This window comes from Burkholderia sp. BCC1972 (assembly GCF_905339605.1).
In the GTDB taxonomy this organism is placed as follows: domain Bacteria; phylum Pseudomonadota; class Gammaproteobacteria; order Burkholderiales; family Burkholderiaceae; genus Burkholderia.
This window is the reverse complement of sequence record NZ_CAJPGH010000019.1, coordinates 65594-81846: the sequence shown is the minus strand read 5'-3', so window position 1 is coordinate 81846 and position 16253 is coordinate 65594. Positions and strand designations below refer to the sequence as shown.

Here is a 16253-nt window from a genome sequence, read left to right as displayed (position 1 = left end):
AGATGGTGAGTTCGTAGGTGTGGCGATCACGGAAGTCGTAGTATCTTGCCCAAAGTTCAATCGGCAAAAAGTATAGATGAGGGATGCAGGTTTCAAGTGGTGTTTAGGAGGAGCGCGCTCTATGCAGACCGTTTTCGTGCCTTTCGTTCTTCTCTCGCTCGCGACGACATCATATGCCGACGATTTCCGGCCGAGAGCCGCCGCAGCCCCTGATCTGGCTCATCCAAAGCTCTTCAAATCCAACGGTTTGAGCTTCCAGCTCCCGGGGGACTGGAGGATTACGGCAAACGATCGGCTCCAGGACACCGACGGCCGAGGAGTCAGTATCCAAGCCGACAAATCGGCATTCGAAGTATTGAATCTGGACGTGGTCGTTCAGGTGTTGCGAACGAAGGTCGCATCTTCGTTCGAAGGTACTGCGCAGTACCTGTACCAGAGCCAGGTGGATGACAAGCCCACCCAGTACACGAAGCCGGACTTCATGCCGTTCATGTTGAGCGGTAAGTATCCGGCACTTGCTTCACGCTATACGCACACGATCTTCAACCAAGACGAGCTCTACGCGCACCGTCTCGATCTCGTCACCAGCAAGGTCTGTGGCAAGGGCTGGACCTGCGTAGTCCTCTCGTCCGGATTGGCTGCGAACGAGGGTGCCGCCAAGCAGGGCATGGCCAAGATCTATGAAACGATCCGCTACCAACCCTGAAGGGCAATCCGACGTGGGAAATTAGACTCGATCTCGAATGGTGGTATCGCGTCCGCTCACGGACCGACAGCAACCACCGAGTCCACTGCGCGCATACGGAATTGGCATAATCACGGCTCGCTGACACGAGCGCCGCGACGCAGGCCCTTTCGTGTACCTGCCACATCGCCGCTCCTGCGCATTGACTCCAGTCCCGTTACCACCGCAATACCCATGTCGACCACCACCACGACCGAAGTGTCGTTGCAACACATCCTCGAACACCCCGGCGATTTCTCCGGATGGCTCTGCATGCCGCCGACGCCATGGACGCTCGATACAGAGGGCGCATTCACCGAAGACGCCGACGACCCCGAGACCGACACACCGCCCGCCGTCGCACCGTACCCTGACTGGCGCGTCACGCTGAACAGCGCGACGATCGAGGAGATCGTGATCAACGCGCATGACCAGGTCGACGAACCGACCGTCGCGCAGCTGTTCGACGCGTTCGTGTTCTACGTCGACAACGAAGAATTCATCCTGCTTTGACGGTGCACGCCGCGCGTCACAGTAAAAAAGGACCGCCAAGCGGTCCTTTTTCATGCAGCGTCAACGTCCGAACGAAGCGTAGCCTCAAGGCAACGAAATCGTCAAATTAGCCGACTCCGGGCCCACCTTGATCACCTGCGAATAAGGCGCCAACGCCTGCAGCGTCTTGTCCTTGAGATAAGTATTGAGCCCGAGATACCCGAGCAGCGCGACAAGCGCAAAAACCGCCCCAATCGCCCAAACCGGCACCTCACGCTTCAACCGATGCGCGATCTGATCCGGCAACGGCCAATGCGGCGCGAACGGCGCCCGCTTGCCTTTCATATGCGCGATTTCATCGCCCAGCCGCGCGGTGAGGTACGCGAGCTTCTCCGGCCCTTCGAGCAGATACTTGCCCTGGAACCCGAGCAGCAGGCACATATGAAACACCTCGAGCGACTGCAGCCGCGCCGCACCCTGCGCGCGGCACTCCTCGAGATACTGATAGAACTTCTCGCCCGCGAGCTGCTCGCCGAACAGCACGAGCTGCAGCGGCCGGCGTTCCCAGTCCGCACGGATCTTGAACTGCGACGACAGCACCATCTCGTCGATGGCCGCGCAGAACGCGAACTTCGCGCCGTACACATCCTCGGCAGCGATATTCAGCTTCTTCGCGCCGCGCTCGAAATCCGACAGGAATTCCTGGATCCGCGTGCTGAACTCGCCGGCGCTGTCCGGTTCCCGCCCGTTCTTGAGCAGGAACAGCATGAAGAAGCCGTCGTACAGCAGGTCGAGCAGCGAACGCGCCTGGAACGCGGAGTCCGTCGACGCCGGGGTATGCATGGGTGCCGGCGCGTTGTCGCCGAACAGGGAAGGCGCGTAGCTCATGATGTGACCGCGATCAGTTCGAATTTCAGGTCATTGATGCCAGTCGGCGCATAGATCATCGCGGACTGGGCCTGCAGCATGCGCTCGTACAGCGGGCTACGCGAATCGAGCGCGAAGTAGCACGCGCCGGGCCGCACCGGAATCGCGGGCGGCACCTGCGGCGTGTACGACAGCCTCACGCCGGGCATTGCCGACAGCACGAGCTTGTCGACGTCGTCGGGCGCACCGACCTTGAAGCGGGCCGGCACCGCATCGACGAGCTCGACGCTCGGCATGTCCGCGGACACGGCCAGGTAGAACTCGGTCTTGTCGTCGATCTTGCCGGAGTCGAGGCGCCCGAGGTGGAACGACGGACGCACCTCGTCGAGCGTGATCGCGAAGTAGCGCGTCGAGATCACGGTATCGAGCAGCTCGCGCAGCATCAGGTCGAGACGCGCAAAACTCGGTCCAGGATCGTCGTGGCGGTAGACGGGCAGGTCGGCGAGCGTATAGCCCTTCGAGAACGTCATCAGCTGGCCCGCGAGGCGCAGCAGTTCCTGGAACAGCCGCTCCGGATGCAGCGCCGCGTGCTGGTGCAGGTGCGCGAGCGTCGCGAAAGCGGCGTTCGCGGTGTGCAGCAGCCAGAACGACGCGATGTCGCCCGAGCGGAACTCGATGATGTTCTTCGACGGCTCGCGGTGGAAACCGTACAGCGCATTCACCTTCGCCTGCAGTGCGTCGACGAGCTGGCGCAGCCGCTGGTGCAGGATCGGCGACGCCTCGATCGCGAGGCACGGCGGCACGAAGCTGTCGTCGATCTCGAAACCGGACGTCGCGGTGCGGCGCACGCGCACGAGCGGCACCGACAGCAGCTGGTCGCGCGGTTCGCTGTGCGCGATCAGCTTGACCTGCGTCTTCAGGAACGTGATGTCGGCTTCCGCCGCATCGGTGAAGTTGTCGGCGACGCTCGTCTGCTCGCTGACGAAGCGCGTCATGAAGCCGGCGGCCGGATCGTCGCTGTAATTGGTGCCGTTCTCGCGCAGCGGGTGCAGCGCGAGATAGAACACGAATTCGTTGATGCCGTCGGGCAGCGTGTCCAGCGCGATCGGCGGCGGCAGGTCGTCGGCCTGCGGCGCGGCATACAACGCGCCGTCCGGGAACACGAGCGCGAGTTCCGCAACCCGCAGCACGTTGCTGCCGAGCGCGTCGCGGTCGATGCGCACCGAGCGCACGCCCCAGTTGTAAGGCTGGATCGCCTGGATGGACTCGAACAGGCGCGCCTCGTGGTACGCGTCCTGTCGCTGAAAGTGTTGAGGCCGGAGGAACAGCCCTTCCCCCCACAGCACCTTGGCCGAATAACTCATGTCAAATCCGGTTAATGTGGCGTTGCGATGTCATCGATTGTTCGTGCCCGAATAAATCGCCAATTGTTAACTCTTGTTAATTGACATTCGTGCGACATGTTTAACCGCAGGACACCGAAGAAAGCATATTCAGCGGTTGTGAAGGCGCACCCTGCTGCGGTGCAATGACAGTGCCATCGGTGACCGTCATCGCGCAATTATGCAGGCCGATGATTATGCCGGATTTCTCCGACTTCGCCGGATCGAACGTCAGTTTCCATCGCTGGAGTGCGGGATCACGGAACAGCGCGACGATGCCGAACGCCTGCGCTTCGCGTGAAACCTTCTCGGTCGCCGTATAGCGCTGGCCCGGAATCAGCGTGATTTCACGCACGTTCAACAGGTCGGCGCCGAGTGCGGCTTTTTCCTTGGTCGGATCGGTAAAGGCGTCGAACGGCGCCTGCTGGAACGACGTCGGGTCCTTCAGCGCGTAAAGCCGGACGACGAGCGCGAGCGGCTTGTGGTCGGTCGCGGCATTCAGGTTCGGCGCGGCGGCCAGCGTGAGTCCGATATTGCGCGGCGGCTTCTGCGCGTCCGGCACCTCGGGCTTGCCGATACCGGCCGCGGACATCACGGCGCTCGCGGCCGAGCCGAGCAGCGGAGCGGCCGCGCATCCGGCCAGGAGGGCGCACACAACCAGCGGCAGCGCATAGCGAATCATGGACGATCTCATCGTGTTTCCGGCGTGCCGCCTTTATCCCTGTCAATTCTGCCGGGTATTTCCGCGTTCGCTGCGTATCCCCGGCGTTGCATTGTTCAACTATTAAGCGCGCCTGCGTCTCGGCAGGCGTTCGGAAATTTTTTCCGCCACCCCGGCGGTGCGTCGTGCGGCCAGTAAAACTTGCGCGTCCCGGCCGAAAGGAAAAACCGCCGCGAACCCGCAGCGATAGGCCATTCGAGGGGGTAGCGCCCGGTTTTAAAAGGAATTACTCTTCACACGACGATTGAATTATGAAAAATTGATCGGTACTATACCCGCGCGCTTCTTGCAAAGCAAAAGAACCAGATTCTCAACGATTTAAAACTCACGCGCCGGTGGATATAACGATGAAAGACCGTCTCTTCGCAAAACTGTCTGGGGTAGTAGTGGCTTGCGGCGTGATCGCCGGTTGTGCGAGCCAGCCGTCCGCGCCGCCGACCGCCGAGGTGTTCAACAAGTCGCTGGCCGATGCAGACGCCGTTGCGAAGGCGGGGGACCAGGACAAGGCGCTCGGCCTCTACCAGCAGCTCGCGAAGTCGGATCCGACGCGCGAGGAGCCGTGGTCGCGCATCGCGCAGATCCAGTTCGCGCAGAACCACTACGGCCAGGCGATCGTCGCCGCCCAGGAAGCGCTGCAGCGCGACGCGACTGACCGCCAGGCGAAGAGCGTGCTGGCCGTCGCCGGCCTGCGGATCGCGACGCAATCGCTCGGCGAGCTGCGCCAGGATTCGTCGCTCGCGGGCGACGCGAAGTCCGATGCGCAGGCGCTGGCGAAGCAGCTGCGCGACACGCTGGGCGAATCGGCGCTGTTCCCGCCGGAAACGACGTCGACCCGTGCGTACGGCAAGGGCAAGAAGGGCCGCACCGTGGTGCACACCAAGAAGGCCGGCACGACGCAGAACACCGAAGCCACCGTCACGCCGCCGACCAATACGGCGGCGGGCGGCGGGGCGAAGGGCGGCGATCCGTTCGGCGCACTGCGCAACTGAAACCGCAACTGACGCGATAACCACAACTAACCTGGGAGCCGTCGAGATGGCCAAGAAAGAAAGCATTCAGAAAAGCTTGCAGAAAATACGGCCGCCGCGCGTCCAGCTCACCTACGAGGTCGAGAAGGGCGATGCGATCGAGGTGAAGGAACTGCCGTTCGTCGTCGGGGTCGTCGGCGATCTGGCGGGCCAGTCCGAAATCGAGCAGCCGAAGCTGCGCGATCGTAAATTCGTCAACATCGACCGCGACAATTTCGACGACGTGATGAAGGCGATCGAGCCGCGCGCCGCGTTCCAGGTGGAAAACCGCCTGAGCCCGGAAGGCGGCAAGTTCGCGGTCGACCTGAAGTTCCGCTCGCTGTCGGATTTCAGCCCGGACGAAGTCGTCGAACAGGTCGAGCCGCTGCGCCGCCTGCTCGAGGCGCGCTCGAAGCTCGCCGACCTGCGCAACAAGCTCGCCGGCAACGACAAGCTCGAGGATCTGCTGTCCGAGGTGCTGAAGAACACGCAGCAGCTGCAGGAGCTCGCAAAGGGCACCGGCGGCGACAAAGACGGCGAATGACGACGGAGTGTTGAGATGAACCAGCAAACGGCTGCGGCCCAAGCGAGCGGCGCGGAATACGCCGCCGGGACTTCGCTGCTCGACGATATCGTCGAGAAGAGCAAGGTCGCGAAATCCGATTCCGAGCACGCACGCGCGAAGGACCTGATCGGCGAACTCGTGCACCAGGTGCTCGACGGCACGGTGATCGTGTCGGACAACCTGTCGGCCACGATCGACGCGCGCGTCGCGGAGCTCGACCGCCTGATCTCCACGCAGCTTTCCGCGGTGATGCACGCGCCGGAATTCCAGCGACTCGAGAGCACGTGGCGCGGGATGGACTACCTGGTCAAGGAAAGCAACACGGGCCAGACGATCAAGATCAAGGCGCTGCACGCACCGAAGCGCGACCTCGTGCGCGACTTCAAGGGCGCGAGCGAATTCGACCAGAGCGCGCTGTTCAAGAAGGTCTACGAAGAAGAATTCGGCACGTTCGGCGGCTCGCCGTTCGGCGCGCTGGTCGGCGATTACGAGATCTCGCGCCAGCCGGAAGACCTGTACTTCATCGAGCAGATGTCGCGCGTCGCGGCAGCCGCCCATGCGCCGTTCATCGCATCGGCGTCGCCGGAGCTGCTGGGCCTCGAGTCGTTCGCCGACCTCGGCAAGCCGCGCGATCTCGCGAAGGTGTTCGACACGGTCGAATACGCGAAGTGGAAGTCGTTCCGCGATTCGGAAGATTCGCGCTACGTCGGCCTGACGCTGCCGCGCTTCCTCGGCCGCCTGCCGTTCAATCCGAAGGACGGCCAGACCGCCGAACGCTTCAACTTCGTCGAGGACGTCGACGGCACCGACCACGACAAGTACCTGTGGTGCAACGCGTCGTGGGCCTTCGCAGCCCGCCTGACGGCCGCGTTCGACGACTTCGGCTGGTGCGCGGCGATCCGCGGCGTCGAAGGCGGCGGCCTCGTCGAGGACCTGCCGACCCACACGTTCAAGACCGACGACGGTGAAGTCGCGCTGAAGTGCCCGACCGAGATCGCGATCACCGATCGCCGCGAGAAGGAGCTGAGCGACCTCGGCTTCATCCCGCTCGTCCATTGCAAGAATTCCGATTACGCCGCGTTCTTCGCCGCGCAGTCGGTGCAGAAAGCGAAGAAATACAGCACCGACAGCGCCAACGCGAACGCCGTTCTGTCCGCGCAGCTTCAATACATCTTCTCGGTATCGCGCGTCGCGCACTACCTGAAGGCGATGATGCGCGACAAGATCGGCAGCTTCGCATCGGCGCAGAACGTGGAGACATTCCTCAACCGGTGGATTTCGCAGTACGTCCTGCTCGACGACAACGCGTCGCAGGAACAGAAGGCGCAATTCCCGCTGCGCGAGGCTTCCATACAAGTGTCGGAGATTCCGGGGAAGCCGGGCTCGTATCGTTCGGTCGCGTTCCTGCGTCCGCACTTTCAGCTCGACGAACTCTCGATTTCTCTGCGACTTGTCGCTGATCTGCCCAAATCGGCAAATTCATAAGCGAGCAAAATCGCCCGGGCGGGCCGCCTGGGTAGGACGTTAAAACCACCTCTTTGGGGAGTAGAAGGGCCATGTTACACATTCACTTGCAATTTGGTAGCCCGGCAGTCAAGGGCGAGTCGGCTGACAAGGATCATCAGGGCTGGCTCGAGCTGAAGTCGTGGGATCACTCGATCCTGCAACCGCGTTCGGCAACGGCGTCGTCGGCCGGCGGCCTGACGCAAACGCGTTGCGAACACGGCGACATGGTGTTCTCGAAGGAAATCGATTCTTCGAGCCCGCTGCTGTACCAGCACGCGTCGGGCGGCACGACGTTCGACGAAGTGACGATCCATTTCTCGCGCGCTGACGGTGAAGGCAAGCGCGTGCAGTATCTGGAAGTCAAGCTCAAGTACGTGATCATCTCGAGCATCGCGCCGAGCGTCCGCGAGGAAGGTCTGCCGATCGAGACGTTCTCGCTGAAGTACGCAGCCGTGCAGTGGAAGCAGACCCAGCAGAAGATCGGCGGCAACCAGGGCGGCAACACGCAAGGCGCCTGGAGCCTGACGAAGAACGACAAGACCTACGCGGTCTAAGGTCGGTTGCGGCAACGGGGCGCACGGCGTCCCGTTGCCGTTTTCGCTGTGCATGCCGTCCGATGAAACGATTCGAACCCAGTTTTCTCGACAAGCTGTTCGACGACGAACCGCACCTGCCGGCCTCGGCAGCGATGCGGCAATTGTCGCTGGACGAGCTGAAGAACACGGTCGCCCGCGACGTCGAGGCGATCCTCAACACGCGCATCGCGCACACCGAGAGCGAGCTGGCGACGCTGCCCGAATGCCAGAAATCGGTGCTGACCTATGGGCTGAACGATTTCGCGGGGCTGAGCCTCGCGAGCCACTACGATCGCGCATTCATCTGCAAGTCGATCCAGCAGGCCATCGCGCGACATGAGCCGCGCCTGCAGCAGGTGCAGGTGACGTTCGAGCTGAACGAGCAGGCCACCAACGCGCTCTACTTCGCGATCCAGGCGCTGCTCGTCGTGCATCCGGCCGAGGAGCCGGTGAGTTTCGACGCGATGCTGCAACCGTCGACGCTGCAGTATTCGGTCACGCGCGCACGCGCTGCAAGAATGCAGTAAATCATGCCGCCGAGCGGGCCGGACCGCCCGGTGGTGGATCAGGGTCCGGCAGGAAATATTGAGGTTCGGGGTCGTCGATGGAAGAATTGCTGCCGTATTACGAGCGCGAATTATCGTTTTTGCGGCGCTATTCGCGAGATTTCGCCGAACGCTATCCGAAGATCGCGGCGCGGCTCGCGCTGTCCGGCGAGCATTGCGAGGATCCGCACGTCGAACGGATGATCGAGTCGTTCGCGCTGCTCGGCGCGCGCATCAACAAGAAACTCGACGACGACTATCCCGAATTCACCGAAGCGCTGCTGGAAGTGCTGTATCCGCACTACCTGCGGCCGTTTCCGTCGTGCTCGATCGCGCAGTTCACGCCGGCTTCGCCCGGCCAGCAGACCGAACCGGTCGTGATCGATCGCGGCACCGAACTGAAGAGCCGCCCGATCCGCGGCGTGCAGTGCCGGTTCCGCACCGCCTATGACGTGACGCTCGCGCCGATCCGCATTTCGGAAGCCCGTTACACGCCGGTCGCGCTCGCGCCGAGCGCGACGGTGCTGCCGTCGAACGCGACGGGCGTGATCTCGATCACGTTCGAATCGCTCGCCGCGCAGCTCGATCTCGGCGCGCTGAAGCTGTCGACGCTGCGGGCGCACCTGCACGGCGAGCAGTCGTTCGTCGCCGCGCTCACCGATTGCCTGTTCGTCAACGTGCTCGGCGCGTATGTCGAGCCCGAACGCAACGGCCGCTGGACCGCGCTGCGCAAGCTGCCGATCGCGCAAGCCGGCTTCGACGAAGACGACGCGCTGATCGACTATCCGGCGAAATCGCATCCCGCGTATCGCCTGCTCACCGAATACTTCGCGTTCCCCGACAAGTTCGATTTCGTCGATTTCGATCTCGCGGCGATCACGCGCGCGTCGGGCCGCTGCCAGCGCGCGACGCTGCATCTCGTGCTGCAGGACGTGCGCAGCGATTCGCACGTCGCGCGGCTGCTCGAGCTGCTGACACCGAGCCATTTCCGGCTGTTCTGCACACCGATCGTCAACCTGTTCCGCCAGCACGGCGAACCGATCCGCATTACGCACCGGGCGGTGTCGTACCCGGTGATCGCCGAGGCGCGGCGCGCGTTCGCGTACGAGGTGTACTCGATCGACTCGGTGAAGCTCGTCCGGCAGCAGGCGCATGAAGAGTCGGTGATCGAGTTCCGGCCGTTCTACTCGCTGCATCACGGCGAATCGGCGCGGATCGGCCACTACTGGTTCGCGCGCCGCAACGACTGGGTCGCGCAGAAGAGCCCCGGCTACGAAACCGAGATCTCGATCGTCGACATCGACTTCGAGCCGACGTCGCCGCAAACCGACACGCTGAGCCTCGACCTCACCTGCACGAACCGCGACCTGCCGGCGATGCTCGCGTTCGGCCTCGAGGGCGGCGACCTGTTCCAGGAAGGCGGTGCGCAGACGAGCGGCATCTCGCTGCTGCGCCGCCCGACGCAGAGCGTGCGCTTCGAGCGCGGCCGCGCCGCGCACTGGCGGCTCGTGTCGCATCTCGCGCTCAATCACGTGTCGCTGGTCGCGCACGGCCTCGCGCCGCTGAAGGAAATGCTGACGCTGTACGACCTGCGGCGCACCGCGGTGTCGATGCGCCAGATCGACGGCCTCGCCGGGATCGAGCAGCGCGGCGCCGTGCAGTGGCTGCCCGGCAAGCCGTTCGCGACCTTCGTGCGCGGCATCGAGATCCGGTTGACGATCGACGAGGAACACTTCGTCGGAGCGAGCCTCGCGTCGTTCGTGCGCGTGCTCGACAGCTTCTTCGGGCTGTACGTCCACCTCAACAGTTTCGTTCAATTGGTCGTCGTGTCGAAGCGCACCGGCGAGGAGATCATCCGATGCAAGCCCCGAACCGGCGAATCGATCCTGGCGTAGTCGACGCGCTGCTCGACGAGCCGCACCGCTTCGAGTTCTTCCAGGCGGTGCGCGTGCTCGAAGGGCTGTTCGCGCGGCAGGCGTCGGATGCGCCCGGCGCGTGGCGGCAGGGCGACGTGGTCGCGCAGCGCATCGAATTCCGCAACACGCTGTCGCTCGGCTTTCCGCCGAGCGAGATCGAACGCGTGCGTTCGTTCGACGACGACGGCACGCTGCTTGATTCTGACGAGCAACGCGGCGCCGCGCTCGCGGCCGGCGAGCTCGGCCACGTCGAGCTGACGCCCGCGTTCTTCGGGCTGCTCGGCGGGCAGGGCGCGCTGCCGCTGCATTACACCGAGCAGATCGTCGCGCGCGAGCACCTGCGGCGCGATCACGCGGCGCGTGCGTTCTTCGACGTGTTCTCGAACCGCGCGACCGCGCTGTTCTACGCGGCGTGGAAGAAATACCGGCTGCCGTTTCATTACGAACTCGACCGCGACGAGCGCTATCTGCCGCTGCTGCTCGCGATCGCGGGGGTGCCGAGCGACGAGGTGCGCGACAGCCTTGCGGCCGGCTCGGGCGGCGTGCTCGACGAGGCCGTCGCCGGCTACGCGCTGGCCGCGCGGCACCGGCCGATGTCGGCCGCGTACCTGCAGCGCGCGCTGTCCGATTACTTCCGCGTGCCGGTGAAGATCGACCAGTTCGTCGGCAAGTGGTACGACGTGCCGCCTGACCAGCTGAGCGTGCTCGGCGAAGTTAACGCGGTGCTCGGTGCGACGGCGCTCGTCGGCGAACGCGTCTGGCAGCGCGACATGCGTGCACGGATCGTCGTCGGCCCGCTGTCCAAGCGCGACTACGAGGCATTCCTGCCCGGCGGCGCGCAGGCCATCGCGCTCGAGCGGATGCTGACGCTGCTCGCGGGCGTCACGCTCGAGTACGAGGTGAGGCTCGTGCTGAAGCGCACCGAGGTCGGCGCCAGCGTGCTCGGCGCGGGCTCGCGGCTCGGCTGGGATGCGTTCCTCTGCACGCGCGACGCGCCCGAGGACCGCTCCGACGCACGCTACGAACTGCACGTGATTCACTGATTCCGAACGACAACAACACGCAATCGAACCTGAGATCGACGCCATGAGCACGCCTCTGAAGACCCTGATCACCAAACTGAACCCGCTGTGCCGGCACGCGACCGAGCGTGCGGCAAGCGCGTGCCTGGCGCGCGGCCATTACGAGGTCGATCTGGAGCACCTGTTCCTCGCGCTGCTCGAGGAGCCGGCCGGCGACCTGCCGCTCGCGCTGCGCGCGAGCCGTGTCGATCCGCATGCACTGCGTGCCGATCTCGAGCGCGAGCTCACGCGCCTGAAGACCGGCAACACGCGTACGCCGGTGTTCTCCGTGCACCTGATCGCGCTGTTCGAGCAGGCGTGGCTGATCGCATCGCTCGATTCGCAGCTCGGCCGCATCCGTTCGGGGCACCTGCTGCTCGCGCTGTTGACCGCGCCGGATCTCGCGCAGTTCGCGCAGCGGATGTCGTCGCAGTTCGCGGAAGTGAACGTGACGGACCTGAAGCACAAGTTCGACGAGGTCGTGGCCGGGTCGAGCGAGGCCGAGCCGCGCCAGTCCGATGCGGACGACGGCGGTGCGGCGCCGGCCGCCGACGGTGCGGCACCCGCGGCCGGCTCGTCGAAGACGCCCGCGCTCGACACGTACACGACCAACCTCACGCAGCGCGCGCGCGACGGCAAGATCGATCCGGTGATCGGCCGCGAAGCGGAGATCCGCCAGGCGATCGACATCCTGATGCGCCGCCGCCAGAACAACCCGATCATGACCGGCGAGGCCGGCGTCGGCAAAACCGCGGTCGTCGAAGGGCTCGCGCTGCGGATCGCGGCCGACGATGTCCCGCCGCCGCTGCGCGGTGTGGCGCTGCACGTGCTCGACATGGGGCTGCTGCAGGCCGGCGCGAGCGTGAAGGGTGAGTTCGAGAACCGCCTGAAGAGCGTGATCGACGAAGTGAAGAAGAGCGCGCATCCGATCATCCTGTTCATCGACGAAGCGCATACGATCATCGGCGCGGGCGGCCAGGCCGGCCAGAACGACGCGGCGAACCTGCTGAAGCCGGCGCTGGCGCGCGGCGAGCTGCGCACGATCGCCGCGACGACGTGGAGCGAATACAAGAAGTACTTCGAGAAGGACGCGGCGCTCGCGCGGCGCTTCCAGGTCGTGAAGGTCGAGGAGCCGAGCGAGCCGCTCGCGGCCGCGATGCTGCGCGGGATGTCGGGCCTGATGGAGAAGCACTTCAACGTGCGGATCCTCGACGACGCGATCACCGAGGCCGTGCGCCTGTCGCACCGCTACATCAGCGGCCGCCAGCTGCCCGACAAGGCGATCAGCGTGCTCGACACCGCGTGCGCGAAGGTCGCGCTCGCGCACAGCGCGACGCCGGCCGCGATCGACGACACGAAGAAGCGGATCGAGCGGATCGATGCGGAAATCGCGTCGCTGGAGCGCGAGACAGCGGGCGGCGCGCCGCACGACGAGCGGCTCGGCGAGCTGCGCGGTGCGCGCGACACGGCGCTCGAACAACTGGCGAAGGATGAAGAACGCTACGAAGCCGAGCGTGCGATCGTCTCCGAGATCACCGAACTGCGCGACACGCTCGACAAGGCGCGCGGCCCGTCGGAAGACGGCCAGTCGGTCGACGTGCAGGCCACCCGCGACAAGCTTTCCGAACGCGTGGCGGCGCTGCATGCGCTGCAGGGCGGCGAGCCGATGGTGCCGCTGCAGGTCGACGGCCACGTCGTCGCGGAGATCGTCGCCGCGTGGACGGGCATTCCGCTCGGCCGGATGGTGAAGGATGAAATCGACACCGTGCTGAACCTGCAGCCGCTGCTCGCCGCGCGCGTGATCGGCCAGGACCATGCGCTGGAGGCGATCGCGCAGCGCGTGCGCACCGCGACCGCGAACCTCGAGGATCCGAACAAGCCGCGCGGCGTGTTCATGTTCGTCGGGCCGTCGGGCGTCGGCAAGACAGAAACGGCGCTGGCGCTGGCCGACATCCTTTACGGCGGCGAGCGCAAGATGGTCACGATCAACATGAGCGAGTACCAGGAAGCGCACAGCGTGTCGGGCCTGAAAGGCTCGCCCCCCGGCTACGTCGGCTACGGCGAAGGCGGCGTGCTGACCGAGGCCGTGCGCCGCAACCCGTATTCGGTCGTGCTGCTCGACGAGGTCGAGAAGGCGCACCCCGACGTGCTCGAGATGTTCTTCCAGGTGTTCGACAAGGGCGCGATGGACGACGCGGAAGGGCGCGAGATCGACTTCCGCAACACGCTGATCATCCTGACGTCGAACGTCGGGTCGGCCGCGGTGATGCAGGCCTGCCTGAACAAGCCGGCCGACGAGCTGCCCGATCCGGACACGCTCGCCGAGACGCTGCGTCCGCAGCTGTACAAGACGTTCAAGCCTGCGTTCCTCGGGCGCATGAAGGTCGTGCCCTACTACCCGATTTCCGACGACGTGCTGGTCGAGATCATCGAGTTGAAGCTCGAGCGCATCCGCCGCCGGATCGAGGCGAACCACAAGGCCGCGTTCGAATGGGACGAGTCGCTCGTCGAGGCGGTGCTCGCGCGCTGCACCGAGGTCGACTCGGGCGCCCGCAACGTCGACCATATCCTGAACGGCACGCTGCTGCCGGAGATCGCGGGCCACGTGCTCGGCCGGATCGCCGACGGCGAAGCCATCGCGCGCATCGCGGTGCGTGCGGACGAGGCCGGCGAATTCGCCTATACGGTCGAATGAGCCCCCGCACGCGACATCTCATGCATCAACGGATTCACTGAACCATGCCGATCAATCTCCCCGAGCTGCTGACGCCGATCAGCGACGCGTCGCCCAGCGGCGACGACCTGCTGTTTTCGAACGAATTCGACGCGATCCAGGACGCGCGGCGCTACGACGATCCGACGCTCGACCAGGGCGAATGGGTGACCGAGATCAAGGAGGCCGACTGGGGCTTCGTCGTCGACCAGGCGGGCGAGCTGCTGCGCACGCGCACGAAGGACTTGCGGCTCGGCGTGTGGCTGACCGAGGCGCTCGCGCTCGAGGACGGCATCACCGGCCTCACCGAAGGCTATGCGCTGCTCGAGGGCCTGTGCCGCGAGTTCTGGGACACCGTGCACCCGCTGCCCGAAGGCGAGGACACCGAATACCGGCTCGGCAACGTCGCGTGGCTCTCCGGTCGCACGGCCGAGCTGCTGCGCGCGGTGCCGATGACGGACGGTGCGTCGAACGCGTTCAGCACGCTCGACTGGGAAGTGGCGCAGCACGTCGCGCAGTCGATCAAGCGCGACCCCGATCACGCGGACGAGATCGCGCGCGGCAAGCCGTCGCTCGACCAGATCGATTCGTCGCGGCGCGTGACGCCGATCGCGTTCTACACGACGCTGCTGGCGAACCTGAAGGCGTTCGAATTCGCGCTCGATGCGTTCGAGGAGCGGCTCGTCGAGCGCGCGGGCGATTCGGCGCCGAGCTTCCGGCAGGCGCGCGACGCGTTCGAGACCGTGTACCGGCTCGCCGAGCGCTTTGCGCGCGAGCAGGGCTATACGGGCAGCGCACCGCACACGCAAGCGGCGCCGCAGGCGCAGCCCGAGCGCATCGAGCCGGTTTTCGGCAATCCGATCCAGACCGAGGAGACTCATGTGCAGCAGCAGACCGCTTCGCGTCCCCCGGTGACGCAGATGATCGCCGGCATCCAGAACCGCGCGCAGGCCGTCGACCAGTTGCGTGCGGTCGCACGTTATTTCCGCCAGACCGAGCCGCACAGCCCGGTCGCGTATCTCGCCGACAAGGCGGCCGAATGGGCCGACATGCCGCTGCACAAGTGGCTGGAGAGCGTCGTGAAGGACGACGGCTCGCTGTCGCATATTCGCGAACTGCTGGGCGTGCGGCCGGACGAGCAGTCGTAAACGCAAAACGGGTGGCGCATTGCTGCCGCCACCCGTCGGGTGCCGCGCCGCCACGGAACGGCCGGCCGATCTGCTATTACTGCCCCACCCGAAACTCGATCCGCCGGTTCCTCGCCCGCCCATCGGCCGTATCATTCGGCGCAATAGGCTGATCCGGGCCCACCCCCGTCGTCGTCATCTGCTGCGGCGGAATGCTCTTCGTGATCAGATAACCCTTCACCGCGTCCGCGCGCGCCTGGCTCAGCGCGATGTTCGACGTCCGGTTCCCCGAGTTGTCGGTGTGGCCGATGATGTCGACCGTGCGGTTCTGCATCTTCGCGAGCGCGGCCGCCATCTGGTCGAGGATCAGCCGGCCCTGCGGCGTCAGCGTCGCGCTGCCGGTCTCGAACTCGATCGTCCGGTTCGCGAGCGTCTGGTCGAGCACGCCCTGCTCGGATGCCGACACGCGCAGCCCGTTCTTGATCGTATACGTCGGGTTCAGCGTGTTCGCCATGTCGCTCGCGAGCTGTTGGCGCTGCGCCTCGTTGTGCACCTCGCCCTTCATCTCGATCTGCGTGCCGTTGATCTTCAACTGGCCCTTGCTGATCTGCTTGAGCTGCGCGCCGAGCAGCTTCTGCACGTTGGCGCTCCAGTTCGGCGGCGTCGCGACGTCGCCGACCTCGATCTGGTCGACGACGTTCGTCGCGCCGTAGGTATCGCGCAGCTTCTGCAGCACGGCGGCCTTGGTCGCCTCGTCGGGCACCTTGCCGCCGGCCACGACCTGGCCGGGCGTCGCGTTCGCGGGCGGCGGCGTGATCGTGCCGGCGGTGCCGTGCACCACCGTGCCGGATGCGGCGCTGGCGTTCGGGTTCGACGACGGCAGCGCGGTCGTCGCGACCGTGCCGTTGCCGACCGGCGTGACGGTCGCGCCGGTGTTCTGCGCGAAAGCCGCGCTGCTGGCGACGAGGCCGGCGGCGAAGAGCGCGGCGAGGGCGGGCGAGAGGGCGACCGAAAAGCGGGTGCGCCGGGCGTGAATCGTGCGATGCATCCCG

The 16253-nt window shown here is 65.3% G+C and carries 15 protein-coding genes; 11 read left to right on the top strand and 4 right to left on the bottom strand.

All coding sequences use genetic code 11. The features are described from left to right. Positions 1-121 precede the first annotated feature (121 nt). Positions 122-706 (top strand): hypothetical protein, encoded by a 585-nt coding sequence (locus tag U5798_RS24845; RefSeq protein WP_322083526.1) that lies wholly within the window; start codon positions 122-124, stop codon positions 704-706. A gap of 213 nt (positions 707-919) precedes the next feature. Next, positions 920-1237 carry a hypothetical protein gene (locus U5798_RS24840; RefSeq protein WP_322083525.1) on the top strand — a complete coding sequence of 106 codons (318 nt, stop codon included), beginning with the start codon at positions 920-922 and terminating at the stop codon, positions 1235-1237. 84 nt (positions 1238-1321) lie between these two features. Here U5798_RS24840 and icmH read toward each other — a convergent pair whose 3' ends face one another. From icmH to tssJ, 3 genes are all read right to left on the bottom strand, one after another. After that, positions 1322-2104, bottom strand: a complete 783-nt coding sequence (gene icmH, locus U5798_RS24835; RefSeq protein WP_124453266.1) for a type IVB secretion system protein IcmH/DotU — start codon at positions 2102-2104, stop codon at positions 1322-1324. Next, a complete protein-coding gene (gene tssK / locus U5798_RS24830; RefSeq protein WP_006477098.1) occupies positions 2101-3447 on the bottom strand; it encodes a type VI secretion system baseplate subunit TssK in 1347 nt (448 codons plus the stop codon). The genes icmH and tssK overlap by 4 nt, the downstream gene beginning before the upstream one ends. 100 nt (positions 3448-3547) lie before the next feature. After that, positions 3548-4159 carry a type VI secretion system lipoprotein TssJ gene (gene tssJ, locus U5798_RS24825; protein WP_124453264.1) on the bottom strand — a complete coding sequence of 204 codons (612 nt, stop codon included), beginning with the start codon at positions 4157-4159 and terminating at the stop codon, positions 3548-3550. Positions 4160-4533: 374 nt separating this feature from the next. On the opposite strand from tssJ, the gene U5798_RS24820 reads away from it, so the two are divergent. The 9 genes from U5798_RS24820 to tssA all read left to right on the top strand — a co-directional run bounded on the left by U5798_RS24820 (position 4534) and on the right by tssA (position 15222). Continuing rightward, entirely contained in the window at positions 4534-5175 is a 642-nt protein-coding gene (locus U5798_RS24820; protein ID WP_124453262.1) for a tetratricopeptide repeat protein, read from the top strand. 46 nt (positions 5176-5221) lie between these two features. Beyond that, complete coding sequence (gene tssB / locus U5798_RS24815; protein WP_006484395.1) at positions 5222-5737, top strand: type VI secretion system contractile sheath small subunit; 516 nt, start codon at positions 5222-5224, stop codon at positions 5735-5737. A gap of 15 nt (positions 5738-5752) precedes the next feature. Beyond that, positions 5753-7243 carry a type VI secretion system contractile sheath large subunit gene (tssC, locus tag U5798_RS24810; RefSeq protein WP_124453260.1) on the top strand — a complete coding sequence of 497 codons (1491 nt, stop codon included), beginning with the start codon at positions 5753-5755 and terminating at the stop codon, positions 7241-7243. 71 nt (positions 7244-7314) lie between these two features. After that, positions 7315-7818 carry an Hcp family type VI secretion system effector gene (locus U5798_RS24805; RefSeq protein WP_124453258.1) on the top strand — a complete coding sequence of 168 codons (504 nt, stop codon included), beginning with the start codon at positions 7315-7317 and terminating at the stop codon, positions 7816-7818. A gap of 62 nt (positions 7819-7880) precedes the next feature. Further along, positions 7881-8366, top strand: coding sequence for a type VI secretion system baseplate subunit TssE (gene tssE / locus U5798_RS24800; protein WP_124453256.1), 486 nt, complete (start codon positions 7881-7883; stop codon positions 8364-8366). A gap of 77 nt (positions 8367-8443) precedes the next feature. Next, positions 8444-10279: a type VI secretion system baseplate subunit TssF gene (tssF, locus tag U5798_RS24795; protein WP_322083524.1), complete on the top strand. Its 1836-nt coding sequence runs from the start codon at positions 8444-8446 to the stop codon at positions 10277-10279. Continuing rightward, positions 10243-11343 (top strand): type VI secretion system baseplate subunit TssG, encoded by a 1101-nt coding sequence (tssG, locus tag U5798_RS24790; RefSeq protein WP_322083523.1) that lies wholly within the window; start codon positions 10243-10245, stop codon positions 11341-11343. The genes tssF and tssG overlap by 37 nt, the downstream gene beginning before the upstream one ends. Before the next feature lie 43 nt (positions 11344-11386). Next, the gene (gene tssH / locus U5798_RS24785; protein WP_322083522.1) at positions 11387-14056 is read left to right on the top strand and encodes a type VI secretion system ATPase TssH; all 2670 of its coding nucleotides are present in this window, start codon (positions 11387-11389) and stop codon (positions 14054-14056) included. A gap of 44 nt (positions 14057-14100) precedes the next feature. Then, a complete protein-coding gene (tssA, locus tag U5798_RS24780) occupies positions 14101-15222 on the top strand; it encodes a type VI secretion system protein TssA (RefSeq protein WP_322083521.1) in 1122 nt (373 codons plus the stop codon). A 76-nt stretch (positions 15223-15298) separates the two neighbouring features. Here tssA and U5798_RS24775 read toward each other — a convergent pair whose 3' ends face one another. Beyond that, positions 15299-16249 carry an OmpA family protein gene (locus U5798_RS24775; protein ID WP_322083520.1) on the bottom strand — a complete coding sequence of 317 codons (951 nt, stop codon included), beginning with the start codon at positions 16247-16249 and terminating at the stop codon, positions 15299-15301. Positions 16250-16253: the final 4 nt, after the last annotated feature.

Excerpts from the sequence above, each read along its gene's own strand:
- U5798_RS24845 (WP_322083526.1), top strand. The coding sequence starts at position 122 with ATGCAGACCGTTTTCGTGCCTTTCGTTCTTCTCTCGCTCGCGACGACA.
- U5798_RS24840 (WP_322083525.1), top strand. The coding sequence starts at position 920 with ATGTCGACCACCACCACGACCGAAGTGTCGTTGCAACACATCCTCGAA.
- icmH (WP_124453266.1), bottom strand. The coding sequence starts at position 2,104 with ATGAGCTACGCGCCTTCCCTGTTCGGCGACAACGCGCCGGCACCCATG.
- tssK (WP_006477098.1), bottom strand. The coding sequence starts at position 3,447 with ATGAGTTATTCGGCCAAGGTGCTGTGGGGGGAAGGGCTGTTCCTCCGG.
- tssJ (WP_124453264.1), bottom strand. The coding sequence starts at position 4,159 with ATGAGATCGTCCATGATTCGCTATGCGCTGCCGCTGGTTGTGTGCGCC.
- U5798_RS24820 (WP_124453262.1), top strand. The coding sequence starts at position 4,534 with ATGAAAGACCGTCTCTTCGCAAAACTGTCTGGGGTAGTAGTGGCTTGC.
- tssB (WP_006484395.1), top strand. The coding sequence starts at position 5,222 with ATGGCCAAGAAAGAAAGCATTCAGAAAAGCTTGCAGAAAATACGGCCG.
- tssC (WP_124453260.1), top strand. The coding sequence starts at position 5,753 with ATGAACCAGCAAACGGCTGCGGCCCAAGCGAGCGGCGCGGAATACGCC.
- U5798_RS24805 (WP_124453258.1), top strand. The coding sequence starts at position 7,315 with ATGTTACACATTCACTTGCAATTTGGTAGCCCGGCAGTCAAGGGCGAG.
- tssE (WP_124453256.1), top strand. The coding sequence starts at position 7,881 with ATGAAACGATTCGAACCCAGTTTTCTCGACAAGCTGTTCGACGACGAA.
- tssF (WP_322083524.1), top strand. The coding sequence starts at position 8,444 with ATGGAAGAATTGCTGCCGTATTACGAGCGCGAATTATCGTTTTTGCGG.
- tssG (WP_322083523.1), top strand. The coding sequence starts at position 10,243 with ATGCAAGCCCCGAACCGGCGAATCGATCCTGGCGTAGTCGACGCGCTG.
- tssH (WP_322083522.1), top strand. The coding sequence starts at position 11,387 with ATGAGCACGCCTCTGAAGACCCTGATCACCAAACTGAACCCGCTGTGC.
- tssA (WP_322083521.1), top strand. The coding sequence starts at position 14,101 with ATGCCGATCAATCTCCCCGAGCTGCTGACGCCGATCAGCGACGCGTCG.
- U5798_RS24775 (WP_322083520.1), bottom strand. The coding sequence starts at position 16,249 with ATGCATCGCACGATTCACGCCCGGCGCACCCGCTTTTCGGTCGCCCTC.